Raw genomic sequence first — 19,218 nt, forward strand, 5'->3', positions numbered from 1 at the left:
ATTAAAAATACTAAAATTTAAATCAGATGGACGGAGTTCAGTGACCTGGTTATCTCACCATATCCCTAAAACTGCAGGAACATCATTAAAGTTGGGGTATGCCAGTGCTTTTGGAAATAATGCTGTAAAATATCTATATGCGCCAGATGAGGTGAAAGTTATTGGTCGTGGTGAAAGTATTCGTCTGCCATACGGTACACGAATACTCCATGGACACTTTCATGCCCACCCTGAGCAAATAGAGCTATATCCAAATGCTAAAAGAATAGTTTGGGTAAGAGATCCTGTAGAGCGAGCTTGGTCTCTTCTTGGACATTTATTGGCAGTGCAAAAATCTAAAGAAGAGTTTCAAATAATTTACAAAGAGTTTGGTGAAAATATAGAAAAAAATAAGTTAGACGTGTTTGAGTTTTTTTTAACGCACCCTCGTTTACAAATATTAAATAGACCCTATCAGAATCATTTTTCTAAAGTGCCTATAAACGATTTTCATTTTGTTGGGCGTACTCACTGTTATACCGAAGATTTGCAACGTTTATCACAATTAATGGGGGCAGAGATTCCACTTCTTGAGAAAAATGTTAGATCGTCTGGAAAAGGTTTGCCTAAAAATAGAGGTTCGTATCAAGAACTCTTGGTAAAAGAGTACGAAATTGTAGATGACTTTCTTTAATGTCTTTAAAGTTTCTAGAAACCTTATCATGACTTTATAGGGTAAAGAATGATAGACGTATTTTCTTTAGCTAAAGCGGTGAATTAAAAAAATAGTCTGTTATACTTCTCCGCCGACCTTTCATCGCTATGCTAATCACTCAAACCGAAATTCTGGAGCAAGTTTCTGAAGTCTTCAAACCATCTGCCACTAAATTTTAAGTTCATACAAGCACCTAGTAAGTATCAAATTTGTGATTCCGTAGTTGGTATGAGTGTTTATATTGAAGACCAGCTTGATTGGGTTGAGCAATCAGTGGAAAGTGTTCTTTCTCAAAGTTATCAAAACTTTCAGCTGATAATCGTGTTAGATGGTGAAGTAAAAGAAGATGTGTTTAATTATCTTTCGCAGTTATGTTCGGAACGAATTAATGTTCAATTAATTCAGTCTGCTGAAAACGTCGGTTTGAGTGCCTGCATGAACCATATTATTGATTGGACGATTGCAAACCTGCCATCCACAAAGTATTTTTTCAGAATGGATGCTGATGATATTTCCCTTTCGGAGCGTTTTGAAAAACAAATTGATTTTCTACAAGCACATAAAAACACCCAAGTACTGGGGACTTCTTTAGTTGAAATAGACGAATATGGAAAAAAAGTAGGGAAACGAACACTTCCGAATAATCATGCTGATATATTTCGTATATTACCTAAGCGTTGTGCCATTAATCACCCTACAGTAGTGGTAAGGATGGATGTGTTTAAGGCTGGTTTTCGATATAATCATACGTTAGAAAATACCCAAGATTACTTTTTGTGGATAGAACTTTGTGCTGCAGGATACAAATTTGCTAACCTTTCAGAGCCTTTATTGCAATTCAGGCGAGTAAACGATTTTTATAAACGCAGAGGTTTAAGTAAGTCTTTAAATGAATTTAAAGCTCGTTTTTATACAATGAAGGTATTAAAACGATACAGTATTGGGAATATCTTTTATGCTTGTGCCGTGCTCTTTTTGAGGTTAATGCCTTCAAAAGTTGTTAAGCTGGCATATAAGGTAGATAGATATTTTTTAAATAAGTCGGTAAATAACGAGTGATTGGCGCAACAATAATTTTATATAAACCTGAATTAGATATGGCTGAAGCCTTACTCAAGGCGACTATGGAGCAAGTTGATGTAGTCAGTATTATTGACAATTCTCCGGCCCCTTCCGATGTTTCATTTGATAAAAACGCATGTCATTATCACCATTTCCCAAACAACATTGGAATTGCAGCTGCTCATAATATTGGCCTTAAAGATCTCAAGTCTGCTGGTTGCGACTACGGATTGTTGCTTGACCAAGACAGCCGCTTTGATGACGATTTTGCATTTAGATTATCTAGTCTTATGGTGGCATCTAAAGTTGAAAATCGCCCATTAGTTGCAATAGGCCCCCGTATTATTTGCTCATTCTCTGAGAAAACTGTAAAACCAAGAGTACAACGTGAAGTCGCTGTATACGACGAGTTAGTGTGTGTAACTCAAATAATATCTTCTGGTATGATGATTGACCTATCTCAATTAGGTAAAATTGGGTTTAAAGATGAGTCTTTATACATAGATGGCGTGGATCATGAATGGTGTTGGCGGGCTAAACAGCATAACTTGTTAGTTGCAGTAGCAGATAAAGTTGAAATGGTGCACCGTTTGGGTGATTCAAGAAGTAAATTTGCAGGCATAACGTATAAAGTAGGGTCTCCTGTTAGGTTGTATTATCAATTTCGTAATATCTTTATTCTAGCAAGAAGAGGTTATGTTCCTTGGTATTGGAAGTTTAGAAATTTGGGGGTGTTACCTATTCGTTTTTTTGCAAATGCATTCCTTCAAAAAAATAGAGCGCAGCGAGTAAAATTTATGATTTGTGGTCTTTGGGACGGCATCTGGAAGCGGGAAGGTGCATTTTCCGATAATTGGTGATAAATAAACATAATTAAAGTTTATTTCAGAAATTCGTAAAATCTTAATAAAACAATAGTATTTTAAATTTGGTATCTGTTTAGGGAATAAATAACAATGAAAGTAACAGTGTTTGGTATTGGGTACGTAGGTTTAGTGCAAGCTGCTGTGATGGCGGAAGTTGGACATGATGTTATGTGTATCGATGTAGACCAAAAAAAGGTAGATCGTTTAAAAGAAGGCCACATTCCTATTTTTGAGCCAGGCCTCACCCCATTAGTTACTTCTAATTATGAAGCCGGTAGGGTAGATTTTACTACTGATGCAGCTAAGGGGATTGAACATGGAGAGGTTATATTTATAGCCGTAGGAACGCCTCCTGATGAAGATGGCTCAGCGGATCTTAAGTATGTGTTAGCTGTAGCAGAAACTATAGCAGAGCACATGACTTCACATAAAATTGTGATTAACAAATCCACAGTACCAGTAGGTACAGCTGATAAAGTCAAAGCAAAAATATCCGCTACTCTTTCAAGTTATTCTAAGTCTATAACCTACGATGTTGTATCAAACCCCGAATTCTTGAAAGAGGGAGCTGCAGTAAATGATTGTATGCGACCAGATCGTATCATTTTAGGTACAAATAGTGATTATGCAGAGAAAAAGCTTCGAGACTTGTACTCTCCCTTTAATCGTAATCATGACAAAATTATTGTGATGGATATTCGAAGTGCTGAGTTAACTAAATATGCAGCAAACTGTATGTTGGCTACAAAGATTAGCTTTATGAATGAAATGTCTAATCTTGCCGAAGTTTTCGGGGCTGACATAGAAAACGTTAGACGTGGTATTGGTTCTGACCCGAGAATCGGTTATCAATTTATCTACCCTGGCTGTGGTTATGGTGGCTCATGTTTCCCTAAAGATGTGCAAGCGCTTGCTCGAAGTGCAACGGCTGCTGGGTATACCGCCAGAGTCTTAGAAGCGGTTGAAGAAGTAAACTATGCTCAAAAAGAGAAGTTATTTGAATACATATCGCGTCATTTTTCTGGAGATTTAAAAGGTAAAACTGTTGCATTGTGGGGCTTGTCATTTAAACCGAATACCGATGATATGCGCGAAGCATCTAGCCGTGTGTTAATGGAAAGTTTATGGGCTGCTGGAGCGAAAGTGAAAGCCTTTGATCCAGAAGCGATGGAAGAAACCCAGCGAATTTATGGAAGTAGAGCAGATTTGGAATTGATGGGAACAAAAGAAGCGGCGTTAGAAGGAGCTGACTTTTTAGTCATTTGTACCGAGTGGCAAGTCTTTAAAGCTCCAGATTTTGAGTTACTCAAAGAAAAGTTATCTATGCCATTATTATTTGATGGCCGAAATTTATTCGAACCTGCTCGAATGATGGAATATGGTTTGCATTATTATGCGATTGGTCGTGGTTTATCAGTAAAGGAACTTTAAAAAATGAGTCAAGTTAAAAAAGCAGTAATACCAGTAGCTGGATTGGGTACCAGAATGTTACCCGCTACAAAAGCTATTCCGAAAGAAATGTTACCAGTGGTAGATAAACCCCTTATCCAGTATGTGGTTTCTGAGTGTGTCGCTGCTGGAATTAAAGAAATAATTTTAGTGACTCATGCAAGTAAAAATAGTATTGAAAATCACTTTGATACTAGTTTCGAGCTTGAAGCAACCTTAGAAAAAAGGGTGAAACGTCAGCTTTTAGAGGCAGTGCAAGCTATTTGTCCTAAAGACGTAACTATTATGCATGTGCGTCAAGGGGTCGCTAAAGGGTTAGGGCATGCAGTATTGTGTGCCAGACCTATGGTTGGAGATGCTCCATTTGCAGTGGTGTTGCCTGATGTAATTATTGATGAGTATACAAGTAATTTGAAAAAAGATAATTTGGCGGATATGGTGGCCAAATTTAACACTAATCGTGTTAGCCAAATTATGGTTGAGCAAGTGCCTCAAGAAGACGTTAGCAAGTACGGTGTTGTTGATTTAGAAGGGCTTGAATTAACTCAAGGTGAATCTGGAAAAATTTATGATATGGTTGAAAAGCCCGCATTAGAGGATGCGCCTTCTGATTTAGCTGTGGTAGGGCGTTATGTTCTGTCAGGTAAAATTTGGGGTTTATTAGAATTCACTCCGCCAGGAGCTGGAGATGAAGTGCAATTAACGGATGCCATTTCTTCTTTGATGGAAACTGAGCAAGTTGATGCTTATTACATGAAAGGCAGAAGCCATGATTGTGGTAGTAAACTTGGATATATGACGGCAAATGTTGAATATGCTTTACGTCATCCTGAGTTGGGTGCTGAGTTTAAAGACTTCTTAACTACTCTTAAGTATTAGTGGTTTGCCGCCCATTCATTTGGATGGGCGGCATTTCTAACGTCTACTGGTTAATTTAGCTTTATTCTGCCTTCTAGTTTTTGTAACATTTTACTTCCAATACCTTTTACATTTGTTAATTCATTTAACGATTTGAATTTTCCATTTTTTGTCCGGTACTCGATAATAGATTGTGCCTTCTTCGCACCTATACCTGGTAATAATATTAATTCCTCTAGTTGAGCTGTGTTTATATTTACTTTTACAGTTTTTACCTGACTAGCCTCGCTCTTTGCAGGTGCCGCGTGAAGAAAGCTAGGTAAAAAGAGTAGGCTTGATATACTAAAGAGAAAAGCTACTGTGTGTTTATTCATCATTAAATTCCTTGTAATTGATTAAATAGTTGGTGTGTATACATCGATTTAACCATAGTCGAGGTTTTTAATGTGGTAAAGTTTTTACCTTATATTTCCATGAATTAAAGCTTGCTAATATATAGCATGTATTTTTTCTTTTACGGTAAGGCTTCAGGCTGGCTGGGGCAGATGGATGACTGTTAACTTGCTATTTTTATACTAATTTGAGCGATAACTTCATTGGTTCTTAGTATTCTTTCTTTGCTTTTTACTAAGTCTTGCTCTGTTATTTTTAATATTCTACAGGCTTTTTTTCGATAGGCAGTTGTCGCATCATCGGAGTCTTTGTTCAACATATATAATTCTCGGGCCAGAATTAGGCTCAAACCTAAAAGATGAGCAATTTTATTGGTTTGAATTTGATTAGTGGTACTGGGTTTAACATCCCAAATTTGCAAACAATGTATAGATTGACTGGGTTGTTGCCATGATTTTGCGAGCAAAATAGCATCTTCATGTAGTTTTTGGTTTCCTTTCTGACAAATTAGACTGGCTAGCTTAAAAGCTGTCTTATGCTCTATTTCCCATTGGGTCAACAACCTGAATGAGGGCATAGTATATAACCTAGATAGTGCGAAATAGACAAGTGATTTTACCATTTCAGGTGACTCTAACTTTGCTAAGACAGCTAGCTCATTTGCAATGTTTGCCATTAATTGACTGAAGTTTAAAAAGCTTTGCTGTAAAGGGAAATGCTGTTGATTCAAACGAGTCATTAATGAATATTGCAGTAATAGTTGACCACTATTTTCCAAGCCTAACATAGCAAGTGCATGTTTAATGGAGTGTACTTTTTGTTTTTGTCTGTTATTTGCTTTAGCTGATTTCAATATTTGATGAGAATAAATCATGTCATTTTCTAATGCTTTTTCGATAACGGATATATTACTATCTTTATAAGTTAACTGGTCTTGTAGTACCAACAAAGATGCAGGTGCGTGCTGGATTGGTAAAATTTTAGGGAATGCTGCAATTGTGTTTTCAGTTCTTTGGGTTTTTATCCACTTATTAAGATCATCATTCCACCATTCATTTAGTTTGTTAAAATTTGAAAGTTGTTGACTGGTATATGTATGGTTAATATCCTCAATTTTAATTTTTTCTAATTTATTTATTTGTTCGTTTGTAGGCTTGATAAGGCGGGCTGTTAATGAGTCCTCAGTTATTGCGATAACAAGGCTTAGGTCACCGCTTTTTTGTTTTATGTAGCAGCCAGGGGGATATAGGCCTGGGTATGTCAAAAGTGGAGCGACTAATGTATACCAAGACATAGGTATTTTTGAAACTAAGTGTTTTAACGTAGTGCCGAATGTTAGATGCTTATATCGAATATTTGGGGTGGTATGGATCGCAATTCTATTTGCTAGATAAGTTGCTGTAATTATTAAGTTGACATTAGTTAATTTTGGTAACTTTGGGCTATGGATCACTTCAGATAATTCGTAAGCACTTAACCAAGGAGCAAGGTTAACCTGGTGCAACAGAGCCTTAAACTTTGGGTTTATCTGGCCAGTTATTTCTTTTGGAGTTTTTAATAAACTATCAGTAGTTTGGTAAAAATCATTTAGCTTGTTTTGATTTAATGCATAGAAACTGATGGACGCGCACATTAGCTGTATTGTAAGTGTAGAGTCGAACTTATTACGGACACCTACTAAACAAGTGTAAATACACGCGTTAAATGTGATATTAACTATGTAAGGAAGTTTTATCTTATATAAATTAGGCTGTGCAAACACCTCATCAGACTTCACCTGAGCTAGCCCATACAAGTTACTACAGAACACATGGGTCTTTTGTAGTAAATGTTTATCAATTGGTTTTTTTGCGTAATAGTTAAGAAGGCTAATTAAATCAATATATTGCTGTTTTATATCATTATTAGCCATATCAGTTTAAGAGCGATTCTTTATCCATCAATAAATGACTGGTAGGCATTATCACCCCATGCAATCAATTCGTTATTTTCAAATAAAAGTGGAGTACATTCGTCTTCAGTAGTTATCCCATCAGCTTGCATGTGTTGAGTCCTGTAAAACATGACTTGAAACTCTTTGTCATTATTTCGCTTAGCTTCAGTAATATCTGGGCTGCCTAGTAGTTCCAATATGTTTGTTTTGTGCAACCCTAGTTCAAGCTTGGATATCTGAACTTTGTTATATGCTTCTCTATCCTGCCAGTCCATATCCTCTGGTTTATCAGGGTAAAGATTTATTACCGCAACAACAAAAATACCATACAAAAATACACCCATTACAATTCTATTTACGATTTTTTTATTCATATTTTTCTTTCTAGTTTGTATATTTACAGAATGATATAAAATTTAGGCATCGCTTACAGCGAGTTAAACGCAAATTTTAGTTAATTTGGCCGAATAATAATACTGGTATTATTTGTTTATTACATAACATGGAATATATTTGGTACCAGGGAGTTTCATTCGTTGTTGTTCCACAAATGAAGTTAGTAGTTCATCCATCATACCCATTAACTGGTTGTCGCCATTTAATTTAAATGGACCATGCTCTCGTATTAACTGTACCCCATCTGATTTTACATTTCCTGATACAATACCTGAAAATACTTTTCGCAATGCGGCTGCTAACTCAGCTTTGGGTTGCTTAAAATAAAGTTTTAATGTCGACATAGTTTCATGATCGGGAATAAAGGGAAGTTGAAAGTCCGATGAAATTTTCAATGACCAGTTAAAGTCGTAAGAGTCACCCGTTGTTTTTCTATATTCTCTTACGCTACTTTGTTTTTGCTTCACCGTATAAGCCACTTTAGCTGCGTCGCCAACTATAATTGTGTATAGACTCTGTGCTTCACTCCCTAATGTTTTACCTATAAAATTATCTATCGCTTCAAAGTACGCTTTGCTTTCCTCGGGGCCAGTTAAAATAATGGGGAGGATCTGTTTTGAGTTTTGAGGATCTAACAAAACGCCAATAATATAGAGTAGCTCCTCTGCCGTCCCAGCTCCCCCTGGGAAAATAACAATTGCGTGAGATAAACGTAAAAATGCCTCCAGTCTCTTTTCAATGTCAGGCATGATAACTAATTCATTTACAATGGCATTCGGTGGCTCAGCAGCAATAATTCCCGGCTCAGTTAATCCTAAATATCTTCCATTTTTATATCGTTGTTTTGCGTGAGCAATAGTTGCCCCTTTCATTGGTCCTTTCATGGCTCCAGGGCCGCACCCTGTACAAATATTTAACTCTCTAAGTCCCAATTGATAACCTACTTCTTTGGTATATTGGTATTCTACATTACCAATTGAATGGCCTCCCCAACATACAACTAAGTTTAGCTCTCCAGTGTTTTTAATTGCTTGTGCGTGGCGTAACATATCAAATACGCTATGGGTTATGAAACTCGAATCAAGGTTTTCTTTAAAGGAGTGGGCTGAATATTTTGTACCCATATGCAGCAAATCCCTGAGCACCGCAAAAATATGCTCATGTACCCCTTTAATTAATTGGCCATCAACAAAAGCATGAGGGGGGGGATTAACTAATTCGACTTTTACTCCACGCTCGCGAATGATCAAGTTAACGTTGAAGTCATGATGGGGTGAAAAAATATCGTCACTATTGTCAATTTCTGCACCGCTATACAAAACCGCTAAACAACAATCACGAAAAAGTTGGTAGAGCTCACTATCAGCAGATTGATTGAGCATATCTACTTCTAATTGGGATAGCTGGCTCATTGCACCTACAGGATTCAATTGAATGCTTTTCATACACACCTTTGTATTAATTGTTTTGAGTTATCATATTGATAATGGTTATTGCCTTGCGTTTCTTTGTTCTGGGGAAATATTCTCAAAATTACTTCTAAATGGATTGATATCTAAACCTCCTCTTCTAGTATAGCGCGCATATACCGTGAGTTTCGATGGCTTACATTGACGCATAATATCCCAGAAAATACGTTCTACACATTGTTCGTGAAATTCATTGTGCTGTCTAAATGAAATTAAATATTTTAATAGCCCTTCATGGTTAATTTGAGGCCCAATGTAATGAATATAAACACTTCCCCAATCAGGTTGATTTGTAATAAGACAATTAGATTTTAAAAGGTTACTGCAGAGCTTTTCTTCTATTATGCCACCACCGGAGTATAGGGTAGAGCTGTCCATTTTATAGTTGTCTATTTCAATATCTAAGTCATCTATATTCAGTGCAGAAAAACTAGATATTGTTAGGTTTGTGAACAACTCAAGTGGCAGAACTTTAACTGTTACATAGTCGCCTGCACAATTCGATAAATCTTTTTGTATTGCATCCTGTACTGATTCACGTGATGAAAATATACTTTGATTAAAGCTATTGAGATATAGTTTGAAGGATTTTGATTCAATTAAGTTAGGAGTTGTAGCAGGTATATCGCATTGTAAAATAGCAACTTGTGGCTTACCTTTTGGATTCAACCAAGATAATTCATAACCATTCCATCGATCACAGCCATGAAATGGCAAAGTACTGGGTAAGTTTAAATCATCACGATTCATACTGCGTGGGACTGATTGGAGTAAACTGGGGGTATAGGTTTCTAGGTAATCAGTTTTTTTACCTAAGCCTAGTGAAGCTAGCGTCGCTTCTTTATCAACAGATATATTCACGATTGTTCTTACTTTGGATAACTATATTATTAAGTTTACCTTATGATACATAGCTCCTAAACCTCAATGTGTTTTTTATTCTTTAAGATGTTAAATTGTTGCTTATTTAGTATGACCTAGGTTTATTATGAGTGGCTCTGTATCAGTAGCATTAAGTCAGTTTGTAGAAAAATATCTTAGAAAAGCATCCGTATCTTCAGAATCATTAACTATCGAATATGATCCACAGTGGCCGTCCTTGTGTTACGTATCAAAAGCTGAGGTAGGTGAGCCAGTAATATGGCAGCCTGTTAAGCGCACATTTAAAAGTGATTTTAGTGATATTGAGAGCGCGCTAAATGTATCTATCCATACAGATTTAATTGAGTTTTACAATGAATATTGGAGTGACAACCTAAATGCTATAGCCAGCAAAGGTAGTCTACAACTTTTACAAGCTTGGAATGAGGATGACTTTGTTCGGTTACAACAGAACTTAGTGGGGCACGTTTTAATGAAGCAAAGGCTAAAACAGCCTATAACATTGTTTTTTGGGTTAACCGATGATGATGATTTTATCATTACATTAGATAATCAATCTGGTGAGGTAATGCTAGAGCAAGTCGGTCTGCTCCCCAAAGAAGTTCTTGCACCGAATTTAGCTTCTTTTCTTCATAGTTTAGAGCCTAATTTTGCTCTTTAGCTCAGTCATTTCGTTAATAGTCTGAGCTAGTTGTTGTTCTAACTGACTAACCCTTTGTTCTAGTGACTGAGAAGTTGGTATTTTTTGTTTGGATATTATTTTTTCAGCACTGGGTCGATATTCAGGGTTAGCCTTCCAATATTTTATTGCTTTAATAACATCGGGAATAGGTAAAGGCATTGAAGCAGTACTCCGAACTAATGCTACTGAAGGCGTTTTACCTTGTTGCTGCATATCATGGCAAAGGTTAATAATATAATCAGTATTACTCATAGAGTTGGTCAAATTTCCTAATTTTTTACTTTAATCACTAAGTTAACCCTATCTAATTATCTTAACCTTATCAATATTTATATAAAAAACAAATGGTTACATAATTGGCTTTGTTTTTGAATAGCACTGTCGAATTATCGTTTTATACAAATTTAATAATTAAGGAATTGAAAATGAAAAAATTACTACTTGCTACAACTTTGTGTACTTCAATGTTTTTGAGTGGTTGTGTTATTTCAGTGGATGGAGATGGAGATTATGGTAACTCTTCATCTTGGCACGATAGCGCAAAGGTGAACCGTAAGCATTTGTCTCGGTTACAGCCAGATACCACTTATGAAGAAGTGTTGAGTACTATGGGAGTCGCCGACTTTAATGAGTTCTATAAAACAAACGGAGATCATTATCAGGTTTTATATTATCGAACCCAAAGAGTCGAGGGTGATGGTGTAACTAAGAAAGACGAGTGCACCCCTTTGGTTTTTAAAAATGGTGCTCTTGCAGGTTGGGGGGATAGCGCTTATAAAATGATAAATAATTAGATATAGATTATATGCAGTAAGCTTATGTTTAATAGTTTTATTATTTATTCCTGAATAACATTTAGTTAACAATTGACTGGCCATGATGTAAAGTTATAGAAAATGTAAATGGTTATAAATATGCGCAAGTCAATAGACAATAAAATAGAAGACGTTAGCAATATAAAGGCTATCTATTTAGCGGCTGAAGATTTGAAAATTGCAGCCTCCATTCTTTATCTTGCTTATCATGACGATCCCCTCTTTGTTGATATTTTTCAATACGACAAAGAGGGGTATGAGTCTCGTTTACGTTCTGCAATCAGAGAGGAGTTACATGCATTTTGGGTTGCTAAACAGCCCATGATAGGCCTATTCGATGATAGTAGACTTATAGCTGTGGCTTGCTTAGTTAGTCCAAAAAATCAATTAGCACCAAGTAGATTTTGGCATTGGCGTTTGAAGATGTTACTGACTGCAGGTTACTTTGGTACTAAGCAAATGGTAGAAAAAGAGTCGCTTGTGAGGGAGCGCATTCCAGCAAATCATTTTCATATGTTGTCTTTAATTGGAGTACATCCTGATCAACAACACTTAGGTTTAGGGCATGTTTTAATGAGTGCTGTAGAAGGAATCATGTTAGATGACAAAGCTAGCGAAGGCATAGGAATGTATGTGACTTTGCCTAAATGCTTGTCTTTTTTTGAAGATGGAAACTACTCTATGATTGAAGAATTAGAGTTTGGAAATATTAAAGGGCATTTAATGTTTCGCCATAGAAAGTCCTAATCTGCACTGTAAGATTTTCGCCCATTCCGTGTAAGATATTTCGTACAGAGATGTAAGATAAGTCGTCAATACTACAATGTCTTTAACTTACACGCTAATTAACTCATTGTTTTTTATATAAAATAAAAATATACAAATGAGTTAGAGCATTTTTTCTCACTTTCTTTGTAAATCCTTTGTAGTCAATTCTTAGAAATCCTCTATCTTTAACTCGTCACAAGGAAACACGACGAGTCAGGATGACATAAGGATAGACAGGATAGCTTAAGGAATTAAGCAGATATTACATGGTAGTAGTATTAAAGGATGGGAACTTAGGATGAGGGCTTTAGAGGGAAATAAAGCTAAAGGAATGGAATACAGTGATGTAGGATTTGCTTTGGATGGCAAGTTAAAGGAGATGGACACGCTAGGATAGCGCCCCTGAAGGAAAAAGGGATGGAAGGGATAAAGGACACACTCAGGAGGAGTGGCTCATTGGGATAAATGAGATGTAATGGAAAGGGTAAAAAAAGGATTTTTTAGGACAATATTGCTAAGGATAGCTGAGAAGGAACTTCAAAATTCTACCAAAAGGCATTTCTTGATTTTCAAGTTATGCCTTTTTCAATTTTAAACACTCAATAAAGCTACAATTAATCAATTTTATATGCGGGTGTCTCTACTTTTACCGAGCGTAGCCCAATCATTAATATTCTTCCTCGATAACTATCTTCACCATTGCCTGAAAACTCAAAATAAAACTCTGTGTGAAAGTCAAGTTTTCCTCGATAGCTTTTAATGCGAGTACTGACCCTAGCTACACTAATAAGTTGGATATTGTGTGTCTCACAGTAGTGTTCCAATGATACTTTTACCTGTTCGGATATAGCTCTGAATCGCCAAAACATCGCAATAAAACATAGTATTAAAATAAGTACAATTAAGTCATACAGATTCATTAGCTATTATTGTCCAAATACTTTGCCTATTGCCTGTGTAAGGCTAGGGCTTTTATTGGTCCAACGTAATATTGCTAACATTGAAGGACGTGTTTCTGGTATCTGAACCAAATCAGAGTACAGCCCAATAAAAGAAGCTGCATCATTTTGTGCCAAGTTTTCTATATATAACTTTAAAATTTTTGCATCCGCCAGTTGTTTCCAATGTCTGGCTGCAATCAGCATTAAAATGGTGTTGTCTCTCCCCAAATGACCTTTCAGTATAGAAAAAATATAATCCTTAACTTGGCTCCTAGCTTGGCTTTGGCTTAATGCTCTAATTACAGATAGAGTTGTCTCTAGATTTTTTGGCTCTTGCAAACCCCAATCAATCAACAGTTGACTAAGCTTTGAATTAAGTTGATGGTTCTCTAAAGATGCACACAAAGCTTTCTGAATTTGAGGGGCTAGATTCTCAAAACTGGTTAGCAATAAGTTTTCAAAATGCAATGTTTCAAGGGAGGTGCAGAAGTCTGCTATACCTTGTAGTGGAATATTTCTCCAATCTTCATTTTGTGAGTGCTGGATGTATTTAACGGTACTTTCTAGGTGTTCAGAAAAAGGTAGCCCTAGTCTTGTTTTACATAAACTATTAAAGTCGGCCAGTTGCTGCTGTCCTGGAATAAAAGTAAAAGGGTTGTCTGGAAGTTGATTGTTAGGGTTCTTCTCATTGTTAAGAGTTTCTCCTAGTGCTTCAACGACAATATGCAAGAATTGTTGTCTACCTGCTTCAATCACTAAGCCTTTTTCATCAAGTGGTAACTTTATAAACCAAATATAATGTTCAGAACTTGCTAATTTATTAAAGAAGATAATTCCGAACCATGCATGTTGCTGCCTTGGCCTAGGCGCTGGTTTTTGTGCGCTTTCTATTTCTAGAAAGTCTTGTGAATTTACACTTATTATCCCTCTTGCCATATCAAACACGTGGCACTCAGTGCCTGCGTGTAGTAAAAATTCACTGATTGTATTAATGTGACTCATGGTATTCTTACAACTGAAATTAGAATTAGATTGTAAAGCCTTCAAGAGTTTAGTCTCTATTCAGCTTAAGCAAATATTTAAGTTATTGATCATGCCATGTAGATACAAAGAAGTCGAAGTTCTACTTAAAAAATTAGAGAAGCAAATGACTTTAGCACTATTATGGTCGGATGCTCCTCCATCTGACGTCGACTTAAATAGTCAGGCTCCTTTTGCTTGCGATAAAATTCCCTTTGAGCATTGGTTACAATTTATTTTTATTCCTAAAATGACTATGGTCGTAAATTCAAGAAATAGCTTACCCCAAAATTTATTACTGATGCCTATGGCTGAACAGAGTTTTCTGGGGAGGTCACATTTGTCGAAAGTATTGTTGGTAATTGCAGAGATTGATAGATGGTTTGAATGTTTTTCAAGAGAGTCGAGAGTATGAAGTGCAATTAGATATTATTTATCAAGATGAGTTTTTAGTAGCTATAAACAAACCGTCTGGCCTATTAGTACATCGAAGTTTAATTGATAAACATGAAACTCAGTTTGCCATGCAGTTACTAAGAGATCAGATAGGACAACATGTGTTTCCTGTACATCGTCTTGATAGACCTACTTCTGGCGTGTTGGTGTTTGCTTTATCTTCAGGAGTGGCTAGAACGTTAGGGGAGCAATTTTTTAAACAGAAAGTAGCCAAAACATATTTGGCCCTAGTTCGTGGGCACGTAGCGGATGAGGGAGAGATTGATTATGCACTTAAAGAAAAGTTAGACAAAATAGCTGATAAAATGTCGAGACAAGATAAGCCGGCTCAAGCTGCGGTAACTTTTTTTAGTAAACTGCATGCGTTTGAGTTGTGCTTTGCTGTTGGCCGATATCCAACGGCACGTTATTCATTAGTTAAGCTAACACCAAAGACAGGGCGAAAACATCAACTAAGGCGTCATTTAGCCCATATCAATCACCCTATCCTAGGTGACACTACCCATGGCGATGGTAAACATAATCGTTTTGTCCGTGAGCAATACGGATTGCGGCAATTGGCGTTAACATGCAAGTCTATGCATTTTCAGCATCCAGTTAGCCAGGAGAGTTTGTCACTTCACTGCCCATTGAATAAAGGCTTTTCTAACCTACTAGAAGCATGGCAAGTCAGCCAAGCTGAATTAACTGAATTATCCAAACTATAAGATAAACTTAAAGGTTACTTTATGAAAGATGTAGGAATTTTTGTTGGATCTGTATATGGAAACTCCCAACATGTAGCTGAAGCAGTTGGTTCGGTATTAACATCAAATGGTTACTCCGCAAAAGTGTTCTTAGATCCAAATATTGCTACTTTTTCAAAAGTATCTAATGTGCTTTTTATTACATCAACCACAGGGAACGGAGATATACCGCCCAACCTTGAGTTTTTTATACATGACTTAGAAGTTCAAAAAATTGAGATTGAGCATAAGCCATTCGCAGTAGTTGCTTTAGGTGATAGCAGTTACGGTGATAGCTATTGTGCTGCTGGAAAGAAAATATTTAGCCTATTAACTGAGTTAAAAGGTGAGGCCATTGCTGAAATATTAGAGATTGATGCTTGTGAAACACTGGAGCCGGAAATAGAAGTGGTGCCTTGGGTAAAATCCATAATGGCTAAGTTTCCATAAACGCTTGAGAGTACCAACCAATTTTACTGTAGATCTGCATTTTTAGGCACAAAAAAAGCGCCTAAGGCGCTTAATTTAATATACGTACAAATTTCTAGCTTAACGCTTTGATTTGTGCCGCCAGACGACTCTTATGACGAGCAGCCTTGTTTTTGTGGATCAATCCTTTAGTTGCCATACGGTCAAGCAAAGGTGTTGCTGCGTTATAAGCAGCTTGTGCTACTTCTTTATCACCAGAGGCGATAGCAGCGATTACTTTTTTCAAAGATGTACGTGTCATTGAGCGACGGCTAGCGTTGTGTTGGCGACGCTTTTCGGCCTGTATTGCACGTTTCTTAGCAGACTTGATGTTAGCCAAGTTGGAACTCCCAAAAAATTCTAGTCAAAATTCAAGGGTGCGGATTATGGAGAACAAGCTATCCAATGTCAATCATTTTTGAGCTATTTATATACAAATAGTAATGAATATTCTTTGTGATAATTCTGGCAATAAATTTTAAGCATTATCATAGATTTTCCATGTTGCTTTTTTTCAATTTAACTCTTTGTTGTAAATAATAAAAATTTTGAATGCATATATTTTAATACTGTAAATTATTTCGTTAACTTGACGGGGCGAGAATCACTATAGATTGGTTCTGTCAATTGCCGCATAATAGAACTTTTGTATATTGGAATTAAGTGATTGTCACGTAAGTTATTAAAATCTGGAGTTATTGTCAGCTTTATGACATTTATCTCGCGAATTCTAGGCTTGGTTAGGGATGCGGTTATCGCTAATTTAATGGGGGCTGGCGCGAACGCTGATGTTTTTCTATTTGCAAATAAAATTCCTAACTTTTTAAGACGACTTTTTGCAGAAGGGGCTTTTGCTCAAGCCTTTATTCCAGTTTTGACTGATGTCAAAAATGAAGGCGATGAGAATCACTTAAGAGAGTTTATCGCCAAAGTGACAGGCTCCCTTGGTGTAGTTGTAACCATAGTTACCATTATTGGGGTTATTGCTTCACCTGTATTGGCGGCGTTATTCGGTACAGGATGGTTTATCGAGCATTTGCAGGGTGGTCCTAAAGGCGCTAAGTTTGAATTAGCATCGATGATGTTAAAAATAACCTTTCCGTATCTATTATTTGTTTCTATGACAGGCTTAGCTGGTGCTATTCTCAACACATTGAATAAATTTGCAATGGCAGCATTTACCCCTGTCTTGTTAAATGTGGCGATTATTAGTTGTGCAATATATTTGTCCCCCCATTTTGCAGAGCCTGCATTTGCCCTAGCATGGGGGGTGTTTATAGGCGGATTATTGCAGCTTTTATTTCTCATCCCTTTTTTAATAAAAGCAAACGTATTAGTAAAACCAAAGTGGGGTTGGAACGATCCTGATTTGATTAAAGTGCGGACGTTAATGATCCCTGCATTATTTGGTGTATCTGTTGGGCAAATAAACCTGTTGCTAGATACCATGATTGCAAGTTTCTTAGGTACGGGAGCGATTTCATGGCTTTATTATTCAGATAGGTTATTAGAATTCCCTTTAGGTCTGTTTGGTATTGCCATCGCTACGGTTATTTTACCTACACTGTCTCGAAATCATGTAAGTAAAGACAGCAAGTCTTTTAACAACAATATTGACTGGGCAGTTAAGATGGTTTGCTTTTTAGGTATTCCGGCCGCTGCGGGGTTGTTTATGTTGGCAGAGCCTATGTTGCTAACTATCTTTCAGCGAGGTGAGTTTACCCCTCTTGATGCAACCTATGCTTCACATAGTCTAAAGGCTTACTCATTTGGTTTGCTGAGCTTTATGTTAGTTAAAGTACTTGCCCCAGGTTTTTATTCCAGGCAAGACACTAAAACGCCTGTTAAGTTTGGGATTTGGTGTATGGCAGCCAACATGTTGTTTAATTTAATTTTGGTATGGCCTTTTGGGTTTGTGGGTTTAGCTATGGCAACTTCACTGTCTGCTTGTATGAATGCATTATTGCTTTATGTAACATTACATAAGCAGGGGGTATACCAAGCTTCATCAAAAACGATCTGGTTATTGATAAAAATATTGTTTTCGAGTGGCCTAATGGCGCTTGTAATATTTAAAGTTAATCCTGAAATCACTACTTGGCTTGAGTTCTCATTGTTAATGAAGGTCATCGAATTAACTAAATTGGTGGTGGCTGGTGGAAGTGTATTTATGATTTCATTATTGCTATTAGGTGTAAGAAAAAGAAGTTTTATCGCAGTATAAAATATCGCTTTTTACCAATATCAGACGGTGATTATCTATTCTTAGAGGGTTTATTTGATTAGTATTGCTCAAAAAACTTGATTCATGCTGCTTATCACTTTCAATCATGGCTTAGTCGGTTATAATCCGCGCTTTTAATATTTTCCCTGTAGTCATTATGGTTTGACTGCATTCAAATTAGAGACGTTAATTGGAACTAATCCGCGGTATTCATAACATACGTGATAAACACAAAGCTTGTGTGTTAACAATCGGCAAGTTCGATGGTGTTCATCTTGGCCATCAAGCAGTGTTAAGTCAGGTGATCATTAAAGCTAGAAGCCTTGGTTTACCAGCAACAGTTATGGTGTTTGAGCCACAACCAGAAGAGTTATTTACACCAGAACAAGCTCCTGCAAGGTTAAGCTTGTTGCGTGATAAATATATTCAACTTAAGCGTTTAGGAGTTGATCGTTTACTGGTTGTGAATTTTAACTGTACATTTGCCAACCTCAGCGCCCACCATTTTGTTGAAGAGCTATTAGTCAATAAGCTCAATGTTCAATATCTTGTTGTGGGAGATGACTTTCGTTTTGGTAAAGACCGAACTGGTGATTTTGCACTATTAAAACAAGAAGGTGAGCAATATCAATTTGATGTGGTCAGTACTCAAAGCTTTAAAGTTGAAGATGATCGGATTAGCTCCACAGCGATTAGAGAAGCGTTAAACCATGATGATTTTGATTTAGCTCAACAGATGTTAGCTAGGCCTTTTAGTATTGCTGGTAAAGTTTTACATGGTGATAAAAAAGGACGCACTATTGGTTTCCCTACAGCTAATGTTTTACTAAAGCGTTGCAAAGCACCTGTAAATGGTGTGTTTGCAGTTAAAGTGCAGATTGCTGATAAGTTTTATATGGGAGTCGCTAATATCGGCCATAGACCAACTGTCAATGGACAACGCTCGCAACTAGAAGTACATCTATTTGGTTTTAGTGGAAACCTATATGGAAAATTTATTTCTGTTGCTTTGGTTCGTAAAATTAGACAAGAAATGAAGTTTGATTCTTTTGAGTTACTTCACAAACAAATACAAAAAGACGCATTAGAAGCCAAAGTAATACTAGGTGTTTCTTAA

The 19,218-nt window shown here is 36.7% G+C and carries 22 protein-coding genes; 13 read left to right on the top strand and 9 right to left on the bottom strand.

The genetic code is table 11. From position 1 onward, the window contains the following. The first annotated feature begins 40 nt into the window (after positions 1-40). From EOK74_RS03030 to galU, 5 genes are all read left to right on the top strand, one after another. The gene (locus tag EOK74_RS03030) at positions 41-673 is read left to right on the top strand and encodes a sulfotransferase family protein (protein WP_133468429.1); all 633 of its coding nucleotides are present in this window, start codon (positions 41-43) and stop codon (positions 671-673) included. A 249-nt stretch (positions 674-922) separates the two neighbouring features. Then, positions 923-1,753, top strand: a complete 831-nt coding sequence (locus EOK74_RS03035; RefSeq protein WP_133468430.1) for a glycosyltransferase — start codon at positions 923-925, stop codon at positions 1,751-1,753. Next, on the top strand, positions 1,750-2,616 hold the full coding sequence (locus EOK74_RS03040) for a glycosyltransferase family 2 protein (protein WP_133468431.1): 867 nt from the start codon (positions 1,750-1,752) through the stop codon (positions 2,614-2,616). The genes EOK74_RS03035 and EOK74_RS03040 overlap by 4 nt, the downstream gene beginning before the upstream one ends. 96 nt (positions 2,617-2,712) lie before the next feature. Next, positions 2,713-4,053, top strand: a complete 1,341-nt coding sequence (locus EOK74_RS03045; RefSeq protein WP_133468432.1) for a UDP-glucose dehydrogenase family protein — start codon at positions 2,713-2,715, stop codon at positions 4,051-4,053. A 3-nt stretch (positions 4,054-4,056) separates the two neighbouring features. Then, positions 4,057-4,950, top strand: a complete 894-nt coding sequence (galU, locus tag EOK74_RS03050) for a UTP--glucose-1-phosphate uridylyltransferase GalU (protein WP_133468433.1) — start codon at positions 4,057-4,059, stop codon at positions 4,948-4,950. A gap of 50 nt (positions 4,951-5,000) precedes the next feature. Here the strand turns inward: galU and EOK74_RS03055 are convergent, their stop codons facing one another. The 5 genes from EOK74_RS03055 to queF all read right to left on the bottom strand — a co-directional run bounded on the left by EOK74_RS03055 (position 5,001) and on the right by queF (position 9,981). Next, positions 5,001-5,306 carry a ComEA family DNA-binding protein gene (locus EOK74_RS03055; protein WP_239023991.1) on the bottom strand — a complete coding sequence of 102 codons (306 nt, stop codon included), beginning with the start codon at positions 5,304-5,306 and terminating at the stop codon, positions 5,001-5,003. A gap of 179 nt (positions 5,307-5,485) precedes the next feature. After that, a complete protein-coding gene (locus EOK74_RS03060) occupies positions 5,486-7,234 on the bottom strand; it encodes an HDOD domain-containing protein (RefSeq protein WP_133468434.1) in 1,749 nt (582 codons plus the stop codon). A 20-nt stretch (positions 7,235-7,254) separates the two neighbouring features. Next, positions 7,255-7,629, bottom strand: coding sequence for a DUF3192 domain-containing protein (locus EOK74_RS03065; protein ID WP_133468435.1), 375 nt, complete (start codon positions 7,627-7,629; stop codon positions 7,255-7,257). Between the two features lie 108 nt (positions 7,630-7,737). Next, positions 7,738-9,096, bottom strand: coding sequence for a nucleotide 5'-monophosphate nucleosidase PpnN (gene ppnN / locus EOK74_RS03070; RefSeq protein WP_133468436.1), 1,359 nt, complete (start codon positions 9,094-9,096; stop codon positions 7,738-7,740). A gap of 45 nt (positions 9,097-9,141) precedes the next feature. Continuing rightward, complete coding sequence (queF, locus tag EOK74_RS03075; protein WP_205964474.1) at positions 9,142-9,981, bottom strand: NADPH-dependent 7-cyano-7-deazaguanine reductase QueF; 840 nt, start codon at positions 9,979-9,981, stop codon at positions 9,142-9,144. 127 nt (positions 9,982-10,108) lie between these two features. Here queF and syd point away from each other — a divergent pair, with 127 nt between their 5' ends. Then, entirely contained in the window at positions 10,109-10,663 is a 555-nt protein-coding gene (gene syd / locus EOK74_RS03080; RefSeq protein WP_133468437.1) for a SecY-interacting protein, read from the top strand. Here the strand turns inward: syd and EOK74_RS03085 are convergent. Next, positions 10,640-10,936 (bottom strand): hypothetical protein, encoded by a 297-nt coding sequence (locus EOK74_RS03085; protein ID WP_239023992.1) that lies wholly within the window; start codon positions 10,934-10,936, stop codon positions 10,640-10,642. The two genes, syd and EOK74_RS03085, sit on opposite strands and share 24 nt — an antisense overlap. A 173-nt stretch (positions 10,937-11,109) precedes the next feature. Here EOK74_RS03085 and EOK74_RS03090 point away from each other — a divergent pair, with 173 nt between their 5' ends. Next, positions 11,110-11,478, top strand: a complete 369-nt coding sequence (locus EOK74_RS03090) for a DUF3192 domain-containing protein (protein ID WP_133468439.1) — start codon at positions 11,110-11,112, stop codon at positions 11,476-11,478. Positions 11,479-11,598: 120 nt separating this feature from the next. Next, the gene (locus EOK74_RS03095) at positions 11,599-12,246 is read left to right on the top strand and encodes a GNAT family N-acetyltransferase (protein WP_133468440.1); all 648 of its coding nucleotides are present in this window, start codon (positions 11,599-11,601) and stop codon (positions 12,244-12,246) included. A gap of 635 nt (positions 12,247-12,881) precedes the next feature. Here the strand turns inward: EOK74_RS03095 and EOK74_RS03100 are convergent. Further along, positions 12,882-13,187 carry a DUF3301 domain-containing protein gene (locus tag EOK74_RS03100; protein ID WP_133468441.1) on the bottom strand — a complete coding sequence of 102 codons (306 nt, stop codon included), beginning with the start codon at positions 13,185-13,187 and terminating at the stop codon, positions 12,882-12,884. A 6-nt stretch (positions 13,188-13,193) separates the two neighbouring features. Beyond that, positions 13,194-14,210 carry a DUF3549 family protein gene (locus EOK74_RS03105; protein WP_133468442.1) on the bottom strand — a complete coding sequence of 339 codons (1,017 nt, stop codon included), beginning with the start codon at positions 14,208-14,210 and terminating at the stop codon, positions 13,194-13,196. 91 nt (positions 14,211-14,301) lie between these two features. Between EOK74_RS03105 and EOK74_RS03110 the strand changes: the two genes are divergently transcribed. The 3 genes from EOK74_RS03110 to EOK74_RS03120 are packed head-to-tail and all read left to right on the top strand — an operon-like array spanning position 14,302 to position 15,859. Then, the gene (locus tag EOK74_RS03110) at positions 14,302-14,643 is read left to right on the top strand and encodes a YqcC family protein (protein ID WP_275404650.1); all 342 of its coding nucleotides are present in this window, start codon (positions 14,302-14,304) and stop codon (positions 14,641-14,643) included. Between the two features lies 1 nt (position 14,644). Next, on the top strand, positions 14,645-15,391 hold the full coding sequence (gene truC / locus EOK74_RS03115; RefSeq protein ID WP_133468444.1) for a tRNA pseudouridine(65) synthase TruC: 747 nt from the start codon (positions 14,645-14,647) through the stop codon (positions 15,389-15,391). Between the two features lie 21 nt (positions 15,392-15,412). After that, positions 15,413-15,859: a flavodoxin domain-containing protein gene (locus tag EOK74_RS03120; RefSeq protein ID WP_133468445.1), complete on the top strand. Its 447-nt coding sequence runs from the start codon at positions 15,413-15,415 to the stop codon at positions 15,857-15,859. A gap of 94 nt (positions 15,860-15,953) precedes the next feature. On the opposite strand, the gene rpsT is transcribed toward EOK74_RS03120, so the two are convergent. After that, the gene (gene rpsT, locus EOK74_RS03125; RefSeq protein WP_133468446.1) at positions 15,954-16,217 is read right to left on the bottom strand and encodes a 30S ribosomal protein S20; all 264 of its coding nucleotides are present in this window, start codon (positions 16,215-16,217) and stop codon (positions 15,954-15,956) included. Between the two features lie 327 nt (positions 16,218-16,544). Here rpsT and murJ point away from each other — a divergent pair, with 327 nt between their 5' ends. Next, positions 16,545-18,101: a murein biosynthesis integral membrane protein MurJ gene (murJ, locus tag EOK74_RS03130; RefSeq protein ID WP_133468447.1), complete on the top strand. Its 1,557-nt coding sequence runs from the start codon at positions 16,545-16,547 to the stop codon at positions 18,099-18,101. Between the two features lie 190 nt (positions 18,102-18,291). Next, the gene (gene ribF / locus EOK74_RS03135; RefSeq protein ID WP_133468448.1) at positions 18,292-19,218 is read left to right on the top strand and encodes a bifunctional riboflavin kinase/FAD synthetase; all 927 of its coding nucleotides are present in this window, start codon (positions 18,292-18,294) and stop codon (positions 19,216-19,218) included.

The sequence above is a fragment of the Paraglaciecola marina genome (genome assembly GCF_004360155.1).
In the GTDB taxonomy this organism is placed as follows: domain Bacteria; phylum Pseudomonadota; class Gammaproteobacteria; order Enterobacterales; family Alteromonadaceae; genus Paraglaciecola; species Paraglaciecola marina.